This is a genomic window from Bartonella henselae str. Houston-1, from assembly GCF_000046705.1.
In the GTDB taxonomy this organism is placed as follows: Bacteria; Pseudomonadota; Alphaproteobacteria; order Rhizobiales; family Rhizobiaceae; genus Bartonella; species Bartonella henselae.
This window is the reverse complement of record NC_005956.1, coordinates 561,990-582,903: the sequence shown is the minus strand read 5'-3', so window position 1 is coordinate 582,903 and position 20,914 is coordinate 561,990. Positions and strand designations below refer to the sequence as shown.

The following is a 20,914-nucleotide window of genomic DNA, read 5'->3' as shown; positions in this document are numbered from 1 at the left end:
TGTTTTTATCATGTTTAATATGGTTTTCTTGTGATTTTCTGCTAATATCAAATCACTTGCTTGGCTGGCTAGTTTTGATTGGTGAGTCAAGCGTTTTTATTATATGTAATTTTCAAAAGTTAGAGGGGATGTTTAACAAAAGGTTATGATGTGTTATGCGAATAAGACAAAAAAATATCTATAAAGGTTGTGCGATTTTAAGTGCACTATCGGTTTCTATACCTTCATTTGTTTTTGCACAAAGCAACAATTTAGGTAGTGTAACTGAACTCAAACCCATCATTATTAAAGAAAAAAACATAGAGAATGTCTCGGATTCGATAACCATTTTGACTAATCGTAAAACTGCTAAGGACATTGATGAAAAACAAATAAGTGATGTCCATGATGTTAGTCGTCTTAATCCTTCCGTAAACTACAACTCAAGAAATAATAGTTTTGTGATTCGTGGTTTAGATGCAAACCGTGTTCTCACAACAATGGATGGTATTGCTCTTCCATGGTTTGATGATATAGTACGTGGGAGAGGTGGAAATACAACTTTTGATTTTAATGCACTTTCTACATTTGATGTTATTCAAGGATCTGATTCCAGTCTTTATGGATCCGGTGCACTAGGGGGCGTTGTTGCTTTACGTACCCTTAATCCTGAGGACCTTATTACTGAAAACAAGAATTGGGGTAGTCTTATAAAAGGTGGTTATCATTCTGTTGATAACAGTTGGCATATAGATCAAGCTATTGCATTGCGGAATAAGCAAACATTCGTGCTTTTTCAAGGATCTCATGTGGAAGGGCATGAACGTAAGAATATGGGAACTGTAGAAGGCTATGAAGAGCGTACACGTAAAAACCCTGCTCAGTTTGACAAAAATAATTTGCTTTTTAAAATTCATCAATATTTCAATGGCAATCACCGTTTTGGTTTAACCGCAGAACGTTTTAATTACAATATCAATACGCATTCATTGAATGCATCTACAAGGTATGCTCCAGGTTCTGTTTATGATCAGGATAACAAGCGTCGTGAGCGTTTTTCTTTGTCTTATAATTATAATGGCAATGAAGACGCACTTTTTGATGCATTTTCTGGGCAGCTTTATTGGCAAAAACAAATCAGTCGTCATATCATGAATGGATTTCGTGTTAAAGCGCCTGAAGGGGATTATTTAAGAGATAATTTCTTACGTGATACCAGTTACGGTTTCAATACTCATGCTCTCAAAAAAATGAATATTGGTACAGTAAGTCATACATTAAAGCTTGCTACTAATGTTTCATCGTCTCAATTTCATCACTATCTATTAGGTAAAGACAATTGTCATTTGAAAGAATATGCACAGGGATGTGCCTTTTTGCCTGCTAATCGATCAGATTCACCGGATACAAACAGCTACAATTTTGGTTTTGCTTTGGAAAATCAAATTGGCTTTGCCGATGATCATTTCCGCGTGACACCTGGGGTTCGTTATGATTGGTATAAGCACATTCCTCAAAAAACATCCTCTTATGAAAAAGCTCTCATTTCTGACAAATATCCTCCAGAAAGAAATGGTTCGCGTTTTTCTCCTAAATTACGTATGGAGTGGGATGTTCGTGATCAAGTAACATTCTATGTACAATGGGCACAAGCTTTTCGCGCTCCACGTGTTTCAGAACTCTACCTCTCCTATGTCAAACCTCCCCTTTATTATGTAAAAGGAAACCCTGACCTTAAGTCAGAAACAAGTAATGGATATGATATCGGTATACGATATGGAAATGCAAATTTTGGTGGTTCATTTAATGCTTTTACCAACCGATATAAGAATTTTATAACTACTGAGGATAAGGGATCATCAGAAGAATTCCGGTTTGGACGTCGACACTATGTAAATCTTTCAAACGTGCGTATTTTTGGTGTTGAAACAAAAATGCATTGGGTTCTTAATAATGGTTTCCATAGCAATTTTGCCCTTGCTTATTCACAAGGGAAAGACCTTGACAAAAATGAGTATCTTAACTCAATTCCAGCTTTAAAAGCGATTATTGGAGTAGGATATGCAAAAGACACTTGGGGGGCGGATGTTGTGGTTACTTCGTCTGCTAAACGTGATAAAGTTGCTAAAGGTTCTGATTATCAAAAAATTCCGGGCTACAAGGTTGTTGATGTATCTGGTTGGTGGAAACCATTCGATAAAAAAGGCCTTGTTGTAAGAGCTGGTATTTATAATCTTTTCAATGAAAAATATTGGAATGTATCAGACCTTCCTGATGGAAAAAGTTCAACACCAAAGGATTATTACAGCCAGCCTGGTCGTAACTTTAAGGTGTCATTCGTGCAAAGGTTTTAGTCACTTCTGTTAACCATTGGATCAATATAAAGTTATATCGATAAAAGGGTAAATTATTATGTTGCTCCTCAACCTACAAAGACTTGAAAGAGGGGTTTTAACTGTTACTGATTTGTCCGCTTTTGGTTGTGCTGCTGTTGATAATAGGACCTTATTGGGTAAAATGGTTTGAACCCTTAAAAAGGTTCAAACTATTGCTTTGAAATTGTAAAATTTTAAAAGTTAGATCTCAAAAAATATTATAAGGAAAGTCCATGTCATATACAGCCGAAATGATTATTCGTTTGCGTGAAGAAAAAAAAGAGATGCGTAATCGTGATTTTGCAATCTCTATTGGTATATCTGAAGCAGAACTTATTGCTGCCTATTGTACAATTGGAAAAGCAAAAAGACTAAAAACTGATATTGCCGTTCTCCTGGAAAATGCTCCTCAACTTGGAACAGTTATGGCATTGACACGTAATGAACATGCTGTTCATGAAATCACAGGATGTTTTGAAAAAATTGTTCAAAACCAACATGTCCTTCTCACACTTGGTGAAATTGACCTACGTATTTTTGCAAAACAATGGAAATTTTGTTTTGAATACGAAGCAATTGTTCTTGGAAAGCCTACGAAAAGTCTGCATTTCTTTGATCAAAATGGCGTTGCTATTTTTAAACTCTATTCTAAAGATACCACAAATATGGCAGAGTGGAATAAACTTGTTGATAAGTTGCTCCATGAGGATCAATCACCCGTTCTTGATATCCCTCCAAAAGCAATTCCAAACAAGCGCGATATTGTAGAACTGAATGTTGAAGAATTTCGCGATCGTTGGCGGAAAATGACTGATGTACACCAACTTCACGGGATTATTTCTGAACTCAAAATTAATCGACATGATGCTGTAAAATATGTAGGAAATGAATTTGCTCATGAATTAAAGAGAGAAGCTATTGAAATTATGCTCAACCAGGTTGCGCAACAAGAAGTACCTATTATGTGCTTTGTTGGAAACAAGGGATGTATCCAAATTTTTAGTGGACAAATAAAAAACATTAAGCAAATGGGACCTTGGCTTAATGTTCTCGATAAAAAATTTCACCTGCATTTACTCATTCCTGGAATCAAAAATGTATGGTGCGTTCGCAAACCTACCAGTGATGGTCATGTCACTTCACTTGAAGTTTTTGATGAAAATGATGAGATGATTATTCAATTCTTTGGTATGCGAAAAGAAGGGCAAAAAGAACGTGAAGATTGGCGCTCTTTATTAAATAGTTTGCCTCAAAGCCACGCAGTAGCAGTCGCTTAGAAAGGTAAAGTTGGATATGTTTACACTTCTTTTACACAAACGACCAAAATTTTTCCTTATTTGTATACTGCTCTTTTTTACCTTCTTTTCTAAACAAGTGGTCGCTGAACCTGTAACGCATTTTCCTGAAAATGCACGGATCGTCTCTATTGGCGGATCACTTACAGAAATTGTTTATGCATTAGGAGCTCAAGATCAACTTGTTGCCCGTGATAGTACAAGCGTCTATCCGCAACAAGCACTCAAACTTCCTGTACTTGGATATATGCGTGCGCTTTCACCTGAAGGTGTTTTATCACTTGCTCCGGAAGGTATATTACTTGTCGAAGGAAGTGGTCCTGCTTCAACAATTGATATTCTTAAAAAAACATCTATTCCTATAGTCATTATACCAGAAAACTATTCTCGTGAAAGTGTTATAGAAAAGATTCGTCTTGTTGGCAAAGCTCTTCATAGGGAAATGCAAGCAGCTACGTTGATTGAAAAAATAAACCGTGCTTTCGTAGATAATGATGCTCTTTTAGCAAAAGTAACAAAACCAAAGCGAGTACTGTTTGTTTTATCCGTGCAAAATGGCCGTATCATGGCCTCTGGAACAGGGACAGCTGCCGACGGTATGATAAAACTTTCCGGTGGTATCAATGCCATCACTGGTTATAAGGGATATAAACTCCTCAATAGCGAAGCGTTATTGAAAGCAAATCCTGATGTTATTTTGCTTGTCAAGCATGGGGAAAATTCCACTAACATTGATAAGATTTTAGCCTTACCAGCAATTCAAGCAACAACTGCAGCAAAAAATCAGGCTATTAAACAGATGGATGCTATGTATCTTTTAGGATTTGGTCCACGTACTGCAAACGCATCAAAGGAGCTTATTGATATGCTCTATGGTGTAGGTCAAAATGGTAAGAGCTTATAACATGCTAGACACTCCATCCATTGTGCATACATCTGAAACAAAGGAGAATAAAAGAGTAAGTCGTGCGAACTTAGCAAAAATTTTGCTCTTAAGTTTAATTGTGTTTCTTATCTTCAGCATTTTTGGAGGACTCTTGCATGGTGCATCAAAGGCTTCTTTCATTGATTTCCTTCATGTAATGCTCACACAAGATTTTTCGATGAGTAGTAGAACGCGTGATTACCTCATACTTATAGACATAAGACTGCCGCGTATTATCTTGGGAGTGTTAGTTGGAGCAGCTCTTGCTGTCTCTGGTGTTCTTATGCAAGGTCTTTTCCGTAACCCTCTTGCAGATCCGGGGATTGTAGGCGTATCTGCAGGTGCCGGTCTTGGAGCTGTTTTAGCAATTGTTGTCGGTATTGCCTTTCCTTCTTCATTGGCACCTTTTCTAGAACCTTACAAGGTTATCATAGGTGCATTTTGTGGTGGTCTATTATCAACAATTGTTCTCTACGCGATAGCAACACGTCATAGTTGCACATCTATTGCAACAATGCTTCTTGCAGGCATTGCTCTTGGTGCCTTAAGCAGTGCTGTTGTTGGAACATTAATTTTTATCGCAAATGACCAACAATTACGTGATATTACTTTTTGGAATCTTGGCTCTCTTGCAGGTGCAACATGGTTGAAAGTGTGGCTTGTTTTTCCCTTTATCTGTATTGGTCTTCTTTTTTCTCCTTTTTTATCACGCGCCCTTAATGCTCTTGCTCTTGGAGAAGCTGTTGCTGGCCACATTGGCTTCCATATTCAACGGATTAAAAATATTGCTATTTTCCTTGTTGCACTTATGTGTGGTAGCGCAGTCGCTATCAGTGGCGGTATTGGTTTTATCGGTATTGTTGTTCCCCATATTTTGCGTCAACTCATTGGTCCTGATCATCGCTATCTTATTCCTTGCTCAGCCCTCTTAGGAGCGGCATTACTTATTTTTGCCGATACCTTTGCACGCTTAATTGTAGCCCCAGCAGAATTACCAATCGGAATTGTTACAGCACTTTTTGGTGCACCTTTTTTCCTTTGGATTCTTATATGCAAACGAGGAATAAATTTTTCATGATTGAAGCAGTTGATATCTGCGTTCAACGCGGAAAAAAACAGATCCTCAAACATGTTGACCTCCAAGCAAAAAATGGTGCTATAACCGTCATTATCGGTCCTAATGGATCTGGGAAAAGTACTTTTGTCAAAGCACTGAGTGGAGAAATTCCCTACAGTGGAAAAATGACTCTAAATGGTCATGATGTTACCCAAACAAAAACTTCTAAAATGGCAACAATGCGTGCGGTGCTCCCACAGTCAACAACGTTAGCATTTCCATTCTTAGTCCATGAAGTCGTAGAACTTGGTCTCTCCATAAACAAATTTACTATTGCAAAAAAACAATTCCAAAATCTTCCTCAAAAAACTTTAGAACGCGTTGGACTAGCTGACTATGGTCACCGACTCTATCACCAATTATCAGGTGGAGAACAAGCTAGAGTACAACTTGCCCGTGTGCTTTGTCAAATCTGGGAACCTATTTGTAATAAAATCCCTCGTTGGATGATATTAGATGAGCCTATTGCTAGCCTTGATATCCAACATCAACTTGTTGTTATGAATATTGCTAGAAATTTTGCCCATCGTGGCGGTGGCGTTCTTGCTATTCTTCATGATCTCAATCTTGCCGCACATTATGCAGATAAAATGATATTGCTAAAGCAGGGAAAAGTTTATTGTGAAGGAAGTGCCTCTACCGTTTTGACAACGCAAAATCTGCGCGATGTTTATTCTTGTTCGTTAAACGTTTCTGAATTGCCTCAAGCAGACATCCCTTTTATTTTGCCACAAACAGCGCAGCCCCTAATGAAATAGCGTATTTTTTAGAATAACTATTTGCTTAAATCAAAAAAACAAGTCGTATGACAAATTAAAATACGCAAATATGGTGAGAAGTTTTTTTGTTTTTAATTAACTACTTCCCATTCATAGTTTTCTTTATAAAAGTAGCGCTTTTTATATTGTATGAAAGCGTCAAATACCGTCATATTTGTTTGTTTTATCCTTATTCATCATCAAAAAAATCGTTTACTTGCATGTTATAAAAGAGAATAACGTGTGAATAAAAACCGTTTGAGAAAAGACTCAATATTCACCTCTTAAGAACTGCCTTAATGCAAAAACAGCAAGTATCCTAGAATTGAAAAAAGGAAAGTAATCAATAAGGATAATTGCCTATTCATGATAAGGCGCGCATTTGGAAAAATTCATGTATATTTGATTAATGTAAAAGTTAAAGACTTAATTGAAAGCACTGCGCAAATTTATGATAATACGCGTGTAAATCAATCAAGCTTAATATATATGATAATGCTATCATTTATGATGATATTTCTTTATAATGAGACAATTTCTGAATTTGAAAATGATAATGGAACTCAAATCTGCATATGATTACGTTTCTTAATATAGAAATGAGGTATATGCTAATTAAATATCCGAATGCAGAAAGCCCTCCTTTTTAAAATATTTTATTCAAATCTTTATCTTCTTATAAAAGAAATTTTCATTCAAAAATGAAACAATTGTTTCAACCGTTACGCACTTTATAAAATTAGAACTGTTGAGACTTTATTTGATGGAAAAGCAAGCGATCTTAGTGGGTTTGTAAAGCTCGACAGTAACTTAAGTTAGATAATAATAGCCTGGCTGGCAATAATGTTTGAGTTTACAAAAATACCATAACGAAAAATCACGCTAAGATTGCTAGCTCTGTAAAGGTCTGGGGTAAAGCTCATGGATTAGCAAAACTAAAACAATAGATGAATAAACAGCACACTCTTGTACAGTCTCCTTTACGATAAATTCTCAATGACTTTTACAATTTTTTTCGTACAATCACACACATAAAGAAAAAATAACTTTCGACTATTTTTTCTTATAGTAGGTTTTCCCTCCCCACGAGACTTCTAAAATTACTAACCTAAAAATCATTAAAATATTGCTTTTAGCATTCTCAAGTATCTTAATAAATGGCATATGGAGCATTTATGACTTTTCATAGAGAATAACGCGGATTTTCTCCGCGTTCATAATATCATAGATTATTTATCATCCAAAAGTCTCACGATTTTATGGCATAAACAACCGTTGTATTCACAGGCCGTGTTTCTGCCTCACCCGTTGGAGAAAGACTGATATCGTGCGTGTGCGCGCCAGCTGATTGTGTCACCCCTGTACTAGATTGACGGTAATAAAAGGGATTCCTTCTGCCAATGTCACCGGAGTCCCATCCAACTCCATAATACTGAAATTTGTGCGTATGTTCACCAGCTTCTTCAATCGTGCCAATATGTGTATGGGATCTAATACTATCGTGCTGCTGATCTGCAAACTGTCTACCTGCATCCAAACCGCGACCATCATCAAAGCCACGTAAAAACATGCCCCTAAAGTCAGGAACTTTAAAGGTTGTATCGCTGTCTTTTCCCCATTTGTCACCTATCGCCTTGAATAATTGCGGATAATCTTTACGCTCATAGACTGCACCATCACATAAAAGCCAGCCGCTTGGCACTTCTTGCATAGCAAAGGTCGCGATAAACCCTGAAGGAAAGGTTTCTATCTTTGGTGGTGGAAGAGGTGTGGGATTTAAGAGATACCAACCACCATGATCTTCCATTGAAACATCCTTATTATACACCATTTCATAAATAGCATCCCTTTGTAGCTCACCGCCCTCTAATGGTGTAACACCTGCATTAGTTGCTTTATAGAGCAGCTTCTCTTCTATGTTATTAACAATTACTGTCGTCGTACCAACATTTACACCGCCGGCTTTAAAACGTATAATAATATCATTTTTATATTCTTCTATAGGTGAAGCCGTTGTTACTATGATTGATGTTGTTTTATCTTCTGCATTTACTATAAACGTTGAATCAAGAGAGCCGCCATTATCTGCAAGATATTCACGCACACGCTGCATCATCGCCCGCGCACTATCATTGACAGAACTTGGTGGCTGACCTTCTGCCCAATTAATGATATTATCTGAATGTGCATTTTCATCAGCCTTTAGCGACCAATCGTAAATATTCGACATTATAATATTCCCCCTTCTTCTCAATAGTTTTTTAGCATTTTTTTCTTTTTACTAACCATATGCAGCGATCTATTTTCTTACTTGAGCGCTCAATTAATAGTATTCAATCTATTAATGATACTAAGGTGTGGAGAACTGCATTATTATTGGTGTAATACATCATTTTTACTGTATCATGTGTATTCTTTAATTTTTTTTATTTCCTGCGGTTAAATGAAATAAATTACCACATCTTTTTTAATAAAATCAGCATCAATGCCTTTCACTTGCAATATTATCACCCAATTTTGGAGTTGTTTTTTCTACTACTGTCTTCTGTAGTTATATGATTACATTTTGGAATCTCTTTTATCGTTTTAAAGTTGAATAAATATTGTTCATAAAATTCCCTACCGTAGATCTTACAAACTTATCGTTGAAATTATTTATCTTCTAAATAGGAAACCTCTAACATACTAGAATTCTTGATTAAGAATCGCTACATTTTGTAGCGCTTTCAATCCTTTTAGATTGTTTAATCCGGTAATATTTTTTACTCTCTGTCTTTATATTTTACTTATGTATTTTGAAAATTATACAATAATTTTAATGCATTGATCTGTAGCTACAAAATCATCACACGTTGTTTCGCTCTATTCTTACCAGAATAAGCTATATTTTTTGTTGAATTTCTTTCCATATCAAAAAAATTAAGAAAATCTTTTTAGGTTGAAACAAGTCGTTTGCATTATTCACCAAGTTCTTATCTGCACACAAATACTCTTTCGAGTATACCTTGTTTCATTAAAATTGTTACGGAAAACTCATTTTACTAGACTAACGTCAGCACTCTTCTCAAAAATTTGCCCTATCCAGTGTAAAGTGCTCTCGAAGATGCACTCAATACAATGGATCTCCCATATTTTAACTTAAACTAGAAATGACGTACTTAATATACTGCTTAATAAACTGAACTGACTATGCATCATACATTCTCTTTTCCATCGAAAAAAGTTATCATCTTCGCGAACTAAGAAAACGTAAACTGACAACCCTCTAATGCTCTGCAAAAATTGCACTCAGAGCTCCCACAATCAACTTTCTGCTAATCACTTATCCCCCCACAGTTAGCATAAACACCTTTTGATATATTTTATTATATGTAGAGTTTTTTTTCAAGAACAATAAATCTTTTTAACAACCCTGCAATTACGAATATCCTTCATTTTCATATAAGAGTTTCAGAATAAGCATCTGCTAAACAATCTCATTAATCAATTCCACCTGATTAGCTCAAACAGAGCAAAATAGTATCTCATCAACTTTATACTTTTAATATCGCTATCAAAATCTAAAAATTAAAAAAGCTATGCGTCCATCAAGCGATTTAAGCAATGACTAACTCACCTCGTAACAGCCTTTTAAAAATAGTCTTTTTAAAAATTATAGCTTTTAATTGCTCCTTTAATATCTTTTTCAACACTTTCCACAAATTCTGAAACTGATGCGCACAAAAATAGTGCTAAATATCTCTTCTACTATACTTATCCTCTTTGCAAAGTAATCATTAAAGCAAAAATTTTTTCTCAAAACCGCATTTCTTCTAAACTGCGTCAACAACTTTTTACTTAAAAATAAGAGCAAATTTTCCGGACAATCTTAATCTGTCTTGTCATCATTTACCATCAACTTTTTAATCATAAATAATCATCTATACATTGAATTAGACTCATTAATACCTTAATATTTTGTTATTTTAAAAACTTTCAATTATCCCTTATTATAATGTAAGAAAACTGTTCCATAGCAAGTTAATGGAGAGAGCGGTATGTATATTAAACAGCAACTTCAGAAAAGATTAAACTTGCGATTAATGAACCGTTTTAATGCAAGAATAATAGCAAACATTGAGGATAAAAAATATAATGATAATTTTGCTCTGTTATTTCATAATTATAAAGATAGCGAAGTTTATTAGATCTAAAGAAATAATTTCAATACGCTTTATTCTGTAGTGAATGATGTTCTCATTCTTTGTTGTTACAAAGCTGTAAAGGCTTTCTCAATATCAATAAATAAGCAGAATGGCACTTAAGTCTCTGTAAACTATTATTAACATATTTTTATCTGTTTACTTAGCTGCTTTGATTACGGTTTTTTTATATTAGTTCTTCCTTCTTGTTGCACTCATGATCATTGCAGTGATGTCTGCTTTACTTTGGTATTTTAAATTCAAAATTTCTGTATTTCTATTCACAAGGATAGCCAATGTTTTATTAGCTTTCCGTTCTTTTTGTAATATATTACCATCTCCAAATGCAAAAAAAGCAACTAAAATCCTTCCTTACACTTAATCTTCCTTCAAAAGAGCGAGTCATTGCTTTTGTAACGCTGTAAATGTCTTTGAAGCTACACAGTCACGTGTTTTTTGAAAAAGCACTAAGCAAAAAAACATTTCACATTATGCTATTTCCTTTTTCCCAACCAAATATTTATAAAGCGTGCAACCAAAATAAATATTTAAACAACCAGCAGTAATACGTACTGTAAATTCAGCTGCAGCGATATCATAATTGAAAGTATTTTTCGACTAGATAAAAAGTAACATGATATTTCTTTACATAAAGAGTGCTAACCGTAAAAAACTAACTTACATTAAAAAATAAGTTACAAAAAATTAAGAATAGAGGGCAAAAATCTAACCAAAGAAATAACCCTAAACTCTCTCAAAGTTATAATAAATCATTGATTTCACTATTTTTTACAGGCAATAATTAATATTGTAGCGAATTATTTATCATAATATCTATCTTCATTTCTGAAAAATTCACCAAAATCGTTAAAAATATATCTTTATGATTGACAATATATAAGTATTTAAGCCAACCATATTCACGCTAATAAAAGTTTTATTAAGTGAGAGTCTAATACGAATATTTTAAAGATATTTTATCAATTTTTTCAAAATAAAATTTCGCGGGCTCTATTAGATGTATATAAAAGCAATATATGCGTTCTTTTTAAGCGTATGTATTGATGATTTGAATACATCGCCGTTAACATCGCTATCTGTTTTTGAATGATGAATCTATAAGGAAAAAGTTTATGCAGAAAAATATTCCATCAATCAGTTGCAGTCCCTTTCCCGCCTCACGCAAAATTTATCAACAAAGTCCTCTCTTTTCTGATGTTCAGGTACCACTGCGTGAAATTTCATTGACAGATGGCAGTGCTGAAAAATCTTTAAATATCTATGATACGTCTGGCCCTTACACTGACAACGATATAATCATTGATATTACAAATGGCTTGCCCGCAATTAGTTTACCTTGGCTTTCTAAGAGAGCTGATACTGAACCTTATCCTGCACGACCAGTCAAACCTGAAGATAATGGATTGCTTTATGATAAAACGCCTCCTCCGGCCTTTAAACAAAAGCGGCCTATTTTGAGGGCAAAAAACGGTAAAGCAATTACACAAATGGCTTACGCACGTGCAGGCATTATTACCGCAGAAATGGAATATGTGGCTATACGAGAAAATGAAGGATTAACAGTAAAAGATCAGCCAAAAGCGCAACCCGATAAAATATGCAATGGATCAATACCAGAAATTTATACTGCGGAATTTGTTCGCAATGAAATTGCCTGCGGACGTGCTATTATTCCTCATAACATCAATCATCCAGAATGTGAGCCAATGATTATTGGACGAAATTTTCGTGTTAAAATTAATGCCAATATTGGAAATTCAGCAGTTACTTCATCTATGGCAGAAGAAGTTGATAAAATGGTTTGGGCTATTCGTTGGGGAGCAGATACAGTTATGGATCTTTCAACAGGCCGAAATATCCATAATATTCGTGAGTGGATTATTAGGAATTCTCCAGTTCCCATCGGAACTGTTCCACTTTATCAAGCACTTGAAAAAGTACAGGGTATTGCTGAAAACTTAACATGGGATATTTTTCGTGATACTCTTATTGAACAAGCAGAACAGGGTGTTGATTATTTTACTATCCATGCAGGATTAAGATTACCTTTCATTCCTCTAACCATTGATCGCATAACAGGTATTGTTTCACGGGGCGGTTCTATTATGGCAAAATGGTGCCTCCATCATCACAAAGAAAGTTTTCTCTATGAACATTTTGATGAAATTTGTGACATTGCACGCACGTATGATATCTCTCTTTCATTAGGAGATGGATTGCGTCCTGGCTCTATTGCCGATGCTAATGATGAAGCTCAATTTGCTGAACTTAAAACTTTGGGGGAATTAACAAAAGTTGCCTGGGCAAAAGATGTACAGGTTATGATTGAAGGACCTGGGCATGTGCCAATGCACAAAATTAAAGAAAATATGGAACAACAATTAGATCTCTGTCATGAAGCGCCTTTTTATACTTTGGGACCTCTTACAACTGATATTGCACCTGGATATGACCATATTACATCAGCAATTGGTGCTGCTATGATTGGATGGTTTGGAACTGCCATGCTTTGTTACGTAACACCTAAAGAACATTTAGGACTTCCCGATAAGAATGATGTCAAAACTGGTGTAATCACTTACAAAATCGCTGCTCATGCTGCTGATCTTGCAAAAGGTTTACCAAGAGCACAACTACGCGATAACGCTCTCTCACGTGCACGATTTGATTTTCGATGGTATGATCAATTTAACCTTTCTCTTGATCCAGAAACAGCCTGTGCTTTTCATGATGAAACAATGCCTAAGGAAGCTCATAAATTGGTGCATTTTTGCTCCATGTGTGGACCAAAATTTTGTTCTATGCGTATTTCCCATGATATTCGTGACACAGTACACAGAAAAATAAAAGATGAAGGTATGGTCGCCATGGCGGAAAAATATCAAAAGAATGGTGATCTCTATATAGACGTTAGTCCTCCTCAAAAGAAGATAGTAAACCATTGAAAAACATTCTTATTAAAGGTGCAGGTGTAGGGGGATTAACAGTCGCCTTTATGTTACAACAAAAAGGTGTTTCTGTTACCATTTCAGCACCCCCTCATTCTCCTGTAGGAACTGCTAGTTGGTATGCAGGAGGAATGCTAGCACCTTACTGTGAAAAAGAAAACGCTGAACAAATCGTTGAAGACCTTGGCATACAAGCGATACAATGGTGGCATAAAACACTTCCCAATCTCGTCATACGAAAAGGAACTTTAGTTGTTGCACCTACACGGGATAGGGGAGAACTTGAACGATTTTCAGCGCGTACACATCATCATAAAATTATAAATGGTGAGGAAATAGCACATCTTGAACCGGATCTTGCAGAACGTTTCAACCACGCACTCTTTTATGAAAATGAAGCACATCTTGACCCGCGCCAAGCACTTATCACTTTAAAAGAAGATCTTATAAAAAATGGAGTCTGTTTTGTTGATATAGAAACATCTGAAAAAAAATTTGATCTTGTCATTGATGCGACTGGAATAGCGCGTTTAGGAAAAGACAAAAATATACGGGGTGTACGCGGCGAAATGCTTCTCGTACGCAGCACAGATATTAAAATTTCTCGTCCAATTCGCCTCCTTCATCCACGATTTCCTCTCTATATTGTTCCTCGGCAAGATAATATTTTTATGATTGGCGCAACAATGATTGAAAGTGACTTTGATGGTGCCATCTCGATAAGATCAATGATGGAATTACTCAATGCGGCTTATACCTTGCATCCTGCTTTTGCCGAAGCAGAAATTATTGAATCCGGCGTTGGTATACGACCATCTTATCCTGATAACTTCCCTTCTGTATACAAATATGGTAACCATATTTCTATTAACGGATTTTATAGACATGGTTTCCTTTTATCTCCCGAAATGGCAACACGAGCGATGAAATTGGCGTTGGAGTAAAGCATGCAAATATTTGTCAATGGTGAAACAATCGAAACAGAAGTCATCACTCTCAATCTGTTGCTTGAAGAATTAGGTTATGAAGGAAATTGGCTCGCAACCGCTGTTAATGCAGAAGTTGTTCCCATAGATGCACGAAGCCGATGTGTCTTACATGAAGGAGATAAAATTGAAATCTTAAGCCCAATGCAAGGAGGCTAAGCTATGCTGAATCTGTACGGACATAAATTTTCTTCTCGTCTTATGTTAGGTACAGCGCAATATCCTTCACCAGCAATTCTTCGTGATGCTATTCATAAATCGAATACAGAAATTGTAACAGTTTCGTTACGCCGAGAAACCGCTGGTGGAAAACAAGGTGGACAATTTTGGCAGTTTCTTAAAGAACTGGATATAACAGTGCTCCCCAATACCGCTGGTTGTTATACTGTTAAAGAAGCTGTTACAACCGCGAAACTTGCACGAGATCTCTTTAAAACATCTTGGATTAAACTCGAAATTATCGGTAATCCCGATACTCTACAGCCAAATGTTTTTTCTTTAGTCGAAGCAGCAAAAATTTTAAACAGTGAAGGTTTCAAAATTTTTGCCTATACAACAGATGATCTCATTGTTGCTGAAAAGCTCTTGGATGTTGGCTGTCAAGTCATTATGCCTTGGTGTGCTCCTATTGGATCTGCAAAAGGCCCACATAATACTGATGGATTGCGTTCTATCCGTGCTTACCTTCCTGATGTTACTCTTGTTATTGATGCTGGCATTGGACGCCCATCACATGCTACCGTTGCCATGGAACTTGGTTATGATGCAGTGCTTCTTAACACCGCAGTTGCTAAAGCAGCTGATCCTGTCTTAATGGCTGAAGCATTTTCTAAAGCTATTCAGGCAGGACGTATGGGATATAAAGCGGGCATTCTTGAAGCACGCAATGTAGCTGTTCCTTCAACGCCAATTATTGGAAAAGCAGTATTTTCATGAAACTCGATCCATTTTATCCCATCGTTGACAATGCGGATTGGGTTGAGCGTTTGGTTCCTCTTGGCATCAAACTTATACAATTGCGTATGAAAAATGAAAATCTTAAAACAATCCGTGAACATATTAAGCGCGCAAAAAACATCTGCGATAAATTGGGAGCACAATTAATTATTAATGATCATTGGACAATAGCAATTGATGAAAAATGTCATTTTATTCATCTTGGACAAGAAGATTTAAGGAATGCTGATCTTCCCGCAATTCGTAAAAATGCTATAAGATTTGGTCTTAGTACACATGATGAACATGAATTGGATATCGCGCGCTCTGTTGATCCTGACTATATTGCCCTTGGTCCTATTTATCCGACAATCTTAAAAGAAATGAAATGGATGCCGCAAGGATTAGAAAAAATTAAACAATGGAGAAAGCAGATTGGTGCTTTACCTTTAATTGGCATTGGTGGCTTAACACCAGAACGCGCAATTGGTGTTTTGAAAGCAGGAGCCAATAGTGCCGCTGTTGTAACCGATATTCTCCTCCATAAAAAACCTGAAAAACGTGTAAGACAGTGGATCAAAGTGACACAAGCATGGCGTTGATGCCTTCTATTCTTATTGTTGCAGGCACCGATCCAACAGGAGGTGCTGGTATTGTTCGTGATATAGAAACAGCTGCACATTTTCAAATAAAAGCAAATTTAGCAATTACTTGCATTAACGTACAAGATGATAACCATGTTGCTGAAATTGTTCCAATGTGCGAAAAACTCATAGCTGCGCAAATGCGCGCAGCCTTAGAGGCCAATCCAATAAGCGCAATAAAAATTGGGATGACAGGAAATCAAGCAATTATCGCAGCAATCTGTAATGTCATAGAAGACTATCCTCATATTCCGGTTATTCTTGACCCGGTACTTTTTGCCTCATCAGGAGGAAAACTAACAACGGAACCAATCATAGAAATTATGATCAATAAACTTCTCCCTTACGTTGATCTTTTAACACCCAATAGGGAAGAGCTCGCCCTTCTCAGCCAAACCCCATTGGCATCTTGTCATAAGCAAGCAATACAACAAGCAAAAAAACTTCTGTCATTTGGTCCACGTTCTATCTTGATAAAAGGTGGACATGCAGATGGTCCCCTTGCAACTGATAGCTTCATTGATAAAACTGAAATCATCGATATTTCCACTGTGCGCTTAACGAGAACAATGCGTGGAACAGGTTGCATCCTCTCCAGCGCTATTGCAGCACATTTGGCATTAAATGAATCTATGATACAAGCTATAAAAAATGCAAAAGAATATATTTACAGATTACTGTTAAATCACAATCAAAAAGGTGATTAATTAATATTATATCACAATCTTATTAAATATTCTTGCTCACTTTTACAGTTTATATGCTTATTATTTCCTAAAATAAATTTATATCTATATCTTTAGAATTATTTAATTATTTTTAAATTATGATTAATATAAATTTCATACTATAAAATTATCTTTTTTATTTTATAAATATTATAGATTCTTAATTTATATAACTTTTTTGAGGAAAAATTTTTATTATAGGATAATTTAGTATATCTTAACGAAAAAGATCACACATTGAAAAATACATACAACTGCGAACCACTCTATTGTATAATTTTTCTTTTCTATCAAGAAAAAAGGATATCATTGTTTCCTACATAAAAATTACTCATAAACACATCATAAAGCTTGAAGGATAATTTTATCTGCTCTATTCCTAATAGAGAGATTATAAGAAAAAATAAAATGTTAAATCATACTCCGTGCTCAATCACATATGAAGAACTGTTAAGCTTCTATAAAGAAAGCGGTGTAGATACTGCCTTAACAGATCTACCTATTGATCGCTTTAGTCAATCTGCTTCTTTAGAAAAAAAATCAACACAAGTAGTAAAGATTTCTCATAATCAACAGACATCGCCATCCATAAAGTTAGACAATCATCCGCTTTCTAACTCTACTATCATACAAGGTGAACTTTCGGCTATAGAGAGTGCAAAAAATGCGAATACACTTGATGAATTAAAATCTGCTCTCCTCGCGTTTAATGGCTGCTCATTAAAATTGACAGCAAAAAATACCTGTTTTTCAGATGGAACAGCAGGAAGTCCTCTCATGCTTATAGGAGAAGCACCAGGACGAGAGGAAGATATACAAGGAATTCCTTTTGTAGGGAAAGCAGGAATGTTACTGAATAAAATTCTTGCATCAATTGGCTTAACAAGAAATAGTGTTTACATAGCTAATACTATTCCTTGGCGTCCACCAGGAAATCGCACACCCACGCCAAGAGAAGTTGCATTATGCCGCCCTTTCATTGAACGGCAAATTTATTTAGCTAATCCTCGTATTCTTATAGCACTGGGAGGGGTTGCGACACAGTTCCTTACGGGAGCGCAAAATGGAATTATCCGAACCCGAGGTAAATGGCTCACCTATAAAAGCGAGAACAACATAAAAATACCTGTTATGCCAACCTTTCACCCTGCTTATCTTCTTCGAACGCCGAGTCAGAAAAAGCTTACGTGGCTAGACTTTCTAGAAGTAAAAAATCGCTTAGACAGCCTTTTATAATTGGTTAATTCTGCTTTACCTCAACGCGTAAGCTCTCTTTTAATTTGTAACTTTTAAACACTAATAGGAAAAAATTATGCAACAATCATCAGTCCCTATTTATCGTCTGGAAGAATACCAGCAAACCCCTTACGCTATACCTAAAACACAACTGCACTTCCGTTTAGCGCCAACAAAAACCTATGTTACAGCAACATTGTTTCTTGAACCGCGTCATAATACAAAAGAATTAACACCTCTTGTGCTTTCTGGGGATGATCTTACACTCATTTCTGTTGCTCTTAATGGCGAGATATTGCCTGAAAGTGCTTATAAAGTTACTCCTTCACGTTTAGAAATTACTACCCCACCAGCTACTCCTTTTACATTGCAATTGGTCACAGAAGTGAATCCTGAAAGCAACCGCCAACTCATGGGGCTTTATCTTTCAAATGGTGTTTATTGCACACAATGTGAATCAGAAGGTTTTCGTCGTATTACTTATTTTTATGACCGCCCAGATGTTCTTTCCACCTATACGGTAAAAATTGAAGCGGATTCTAAAACAATCCCTGTCTTACTTTCCAATGGCAATCTCATCGAAACAGGAACTCTTGAGAATAATCGCCATTTTGCTCTTTGGGAAGATCCTTACCCCAAACCATCCTATCTCTTTGCGTTAGTTGGTGGTAATCTTGACAAGTTAGAAGACCATTTTACCACCCTATCTGGCCGACGTATCAAACTTGCTATCTATGTGGAAAAAGGAAAGACCAAACGTGCAACCTATGCAATGGATGCTCTCAAACGTTCTATGCATTGGGATGAACAATGTTTCGGGCGCGAATACGACCTTGATGTTTTCAATATTGTTGCTGTTTCCGATTTTAACATGGGTGCAATGGAAAACAAAGGACTTAACATTTTTAACGATAAATATATTCTAGCAGATCCTGAAACAGCAACTGATCATGATTATAGAAATATCGAACGTATCATTGCTCATGAATATTTCCATAATTGGACTGGTAATCGTATTACTTGTCGTGATTGGTTTCAACTCTGTTTAAAAGAAGGCTTAACTGTTTACCGTGATCAAGAATTTTCCTCAGATCAAAATGTACGTAGCCTACAGCGCATTGAAAATATAAAAACATTGAAAACTATGCAATTCACTGAAGATTCTGGTCCACTTGCTCATCCTGTACGGCCCCGTCAATATAGCCAAATCAATAACTTTTACACTGCAACCGTTTATGAAAAAGGTGCAGAAGTCGTTCGCATGGTGCATACTCTTTTAGGCCCTACTCTCTTTCGTAAAGGGATGGATCTCTATTTTCAACGTCATGATGGGCAAGCTTGTACAATTGAAGATTTTATCGCTTGTTTTTCTGAAGTCTCTCATCAAGACTTCTCACAATTTATGCTGTGGTATGAACAAGCAGGAACACCCAATGTGGAAATCGACCATCATTATAGCGATGGTGTTCTCACGATTCATGCAAAACAACATATTCCAGCAACACCCGAACAAAATACAAAAAAGCCTATGCTTATCCCTATCGCTTTTGGACTCTTAGGACATAATGGAGAATCTCTTACCTATGAAGCTGATGCAGATATTCAATCAGGGGTTATGCTTCTTTCTAAAAAAAACCAAACTTTTACATTAAGGGGACTGAGCGAAAAGCCTATTTTATCACTGCTTAGAGACTACTCTGCACCTATCAATCTACAAACTCCATTCAATGAAAGCGAATTCATTTTTCTTGCACAAAAAGATGACAATCAATTTAATCGTTGGCAATCGCTTAACCAATTGATAACGCAAGCTCTGATTAAATCTATTCAAGATGAAACACAAGCAACAGTGGATATGTCCTCTGCTTTGCTAAAATTGATTGAAAACATCATTACAGATGAAAACCTTGAACCAGAGTTTCGTGCATTTTGTTTAAATTTACCAAGCGAAATTGAACTTGCCCATATAATCGGTAAAAATGTCGATCCAGAGCGTATTCACTATGTGCGAAATCAATTTTTAGCTTCACTCGCACATACGCATCAAGAGCTCTTCATAAAAATTTATATGCAAATGGAAACCAATGAGCCCTATTCACCAAACATTGCACAAGCTGGAAAACGAGCATTACGGAATATTGTACTAGACTATCTTTCCATCGCCGAATCCCAACCAAATCGTGCTGCCAAACAATATGCGACAGCTAATAATATGACTGACCGTATGGCCAGTATAGCTATTTTAGTGCAGCGCTTTAAAGAAAGTGAGCAGGCGCAAAATGCCTTAAATGATTTTGAAAACCGATATCGACATGACCCTTTGGTCATGGATAAATGGTTCTCGATTCAAGCAATGGTTGCGGGGACATCAACTCTTGATCATGTTCGAAAACTCATGCAGCATCCGCTTTTTTCACAAGATAATCCTAATCGTGTACGCGCTTTGATTGGTATCTTTGCCTCTCATAATCTAACGGGATTTAATAGAGTTGATGGTGCACCTTATCATTTTCTTTGCCAAATCATTTTGGAAATTGACAAAAAAAATCCACAGCTCGCTTCATGGTTATTAACAAGGATGCGCTCGTGGCGACAATTAGAACCCGTTCGAAAACAAAAACTTGAAACCGCATTAAAAACAATTGCAGAAGCTCCTCAATTGTCAAGCGATGTCGCTGAAATCATCTCTCGTATCCTAGCTTAAAATAAAAAATATTTATAATCAGTATTTTATAAATATTATAAAATAATATTGACGAATTATTCGATCATAATAAGCCTATAA

General features: G+C 36.1%; 14 protein-coding genes. 13 read left to right on the top strand and 1 reads right to left on the bottom strand.

The genetic code is table 11. The features are described 5' to 3' along the window. Positions 1–155: 155 nt before the first annotated feature. The 5 genes from AYT27_RS02575 to AYT27_RS02555 all read left to right on the top strand — a co-directional run bounded on the left by AYT27_RS02575 (position 156) and on the right by AYT27_RS02555 (position 6,449). The gene (locus AYT27_RS02575) at positions 156–2,333 is read left to right on the top strand and encodes a TonB-dependent hemoglobin/transferrin/lactoferrin family receptor (RefSeq protein ID WP_011180428.1); all 2,178 of its coding nucleotides are present in this window, start codon (positions 156–158) and stop codon (positions 2,331–2,333) included. Positions 2,334–2,587: 254 nt separating this feature from the next. Then, a complete protein-coding gene (locus AYT27_RS02570) occupies positions 2,588–3,631 on the top strand; it encodes a hemin-degrading factor (protein ID WP_011180427.1) in 1,044 nt (347 codons plus the stop codon). A 16-nt stretch (positions 3,632–3,647) separates the two neighbouring features. Continuing rightward, positions 3,648–4,553: a heme/hemin ABC transporter substrate-binding protein gene (locus AYT27_RS02565; protein WP_011180426.1), complete on the top strand. Its 906-nt coding sequence runs from the start codon at positions 3,648–3,650 to the stop codon at positions 4,551–4,553. A gap of 1 nt (position 4,554) precedes the next feature. Then, positions 4,555–5,652: a FecCD family ABC transporter permease gene (locus AYT27_RS02560; RefSeq protein WP_011180425.1), complete on the top strand. Its 1,098-nt coding sequence runs from the start codon at positions 4,555–4,557 to the stop codon at positions 5,650–5,652. Next, positions 5,649–6,449, top strand: coding sequence for a heme ABC transporter ATP-binding protein (locus AYT27_RS02555; protein ID WP_011180424.1), 801 nt, complete (start codon positions 5,649–5,651; stop codon positions 6,447–6,449). Before AYT27_RS02560 ends, AYT27_RS02555 begins: the two co-directional genes overlap by 4 nt. A 1,249-nt stretch (positions 6,450–7,698) precedes the next feature. Here the strand turns inward: AYT27_RS02555 and AYT27_RS02545 are convergent. Beyond that, entirely contained in the window at positions 7,699–8,679 is a 981-nt protein-coding gene (locus AYT27_RS02545) for a phage tail protein (protein ID WP_011180423.1), read from the bottom strand. Between the two features lie 3,084 nt (positions 8,680–11,763). Here AYT27_RS02545 and thiC point away from each other — a divergent pair. The 8 genes from thiC to pepN all read left to right on the top strand — a co-directional run bounded on the left by thiC (position 11,764) and on the right by pepN (position 20,833). Then, on the top strand, positions 11,764–13,596 hold the full coding sequence (thiC, locus tag AYT27_RS02540) for a phosphomethylpyrimidine synthase ThiC (RefSeq protein ID WP_011180422.1): 1,833 nt from the start codon (positions 11,764–11,766) through the stop codon (positions 13,594–13,596). Then, positions 13,593–14,543 carry an FAD-dependent oxidoreductase gene (locus AYT27_RS02535; protein ID WP_011180421.1) on the top strand — a complete coding sequence of 317 codons (951 nt, stop codon included), beginning with the start codon at positions 13,593–13,595 and terminating at the stop codon, positions 14,541–14,543. The genes thiC and AYT27_RS02535 overlap by 4 nt, the downstream gene beginning before the upstream one ends. Before the next feature lie 3 nt (positions 14,544–14,546). Beyond that, complete coding sequence (gene thiS / locus AYT27_RS02530) at positions 14,547–14,744, top strand: sulfur carrier protein ThiS (protein WP_011180420.1); 198 nt, start codon at positions 14,547–14,549, stop codon at positions 14,742–14,744. Between the two features lie 3 nt (positions 14,745–14,747). Continuing rightward, positions 14,748–15,521 (top strand): thiazole synthase, encoded by a 774-nt coding sequence (locus AYT27_RS02525; RefSeq protein WP_011180419.1) that lies wholly within the window; start codon positions 14,748–14,750, stop codon positions 15,519–15,521. Then, positions 15,518–16,123, top strand: coding sequence for a thiamine phosphate synthase (locus tag AYT27_RS02520; protein WP_011180418.1), 606 nt, complete (start codon positions 15,518–15,520; stop codon positions 16,121–16,123). The genes AYT27_RS02525 and AYT27_RS02520 overlap by 4 nt, the downstream gene beginning before the upstream one ends. Continuing rightward, complete coding sequence (locus AYT27_RS02515) at positions 16,114–16,872, top strand: hydroxymethylpyrimidine/phosphomethylpyrimidine kinase (RefSeq protein WP_011180417.1); 759 nt, start codon at positions 16,114–16,116, stop codon at positions 16,870–16,872. Before AYT27_RS02520 ends, AYT27_RS02515 begins: the two co-directional genes overlap by 10 nt. Positions 16,873–17,301: 429 nt before the next feature. Continuing rightward, complete coding sequence (locus AYT27_RS02510; protein ID WP_011180416.1) at positions 17,302–18,129, top strand: uracil-DNA glycosylase; 828 nt, start codon at positions 17,302–17,304, stop codon at positions 18,127–18,129. Between the two features lie 76 nt (positions 18,130–18,205). After that, positions 18,206–20,833, top strand: a complete 2,628-nt coding sequence (gene pepN / locus AYT27_RS02505; protein ID WP_011180415.1) for an aminopeptidase N — start codon at positions 18,206–18,208, stop codon at positions 20,831–20,833. Positions 20,834–20,914: the final 81 nt, after the last annotated feature.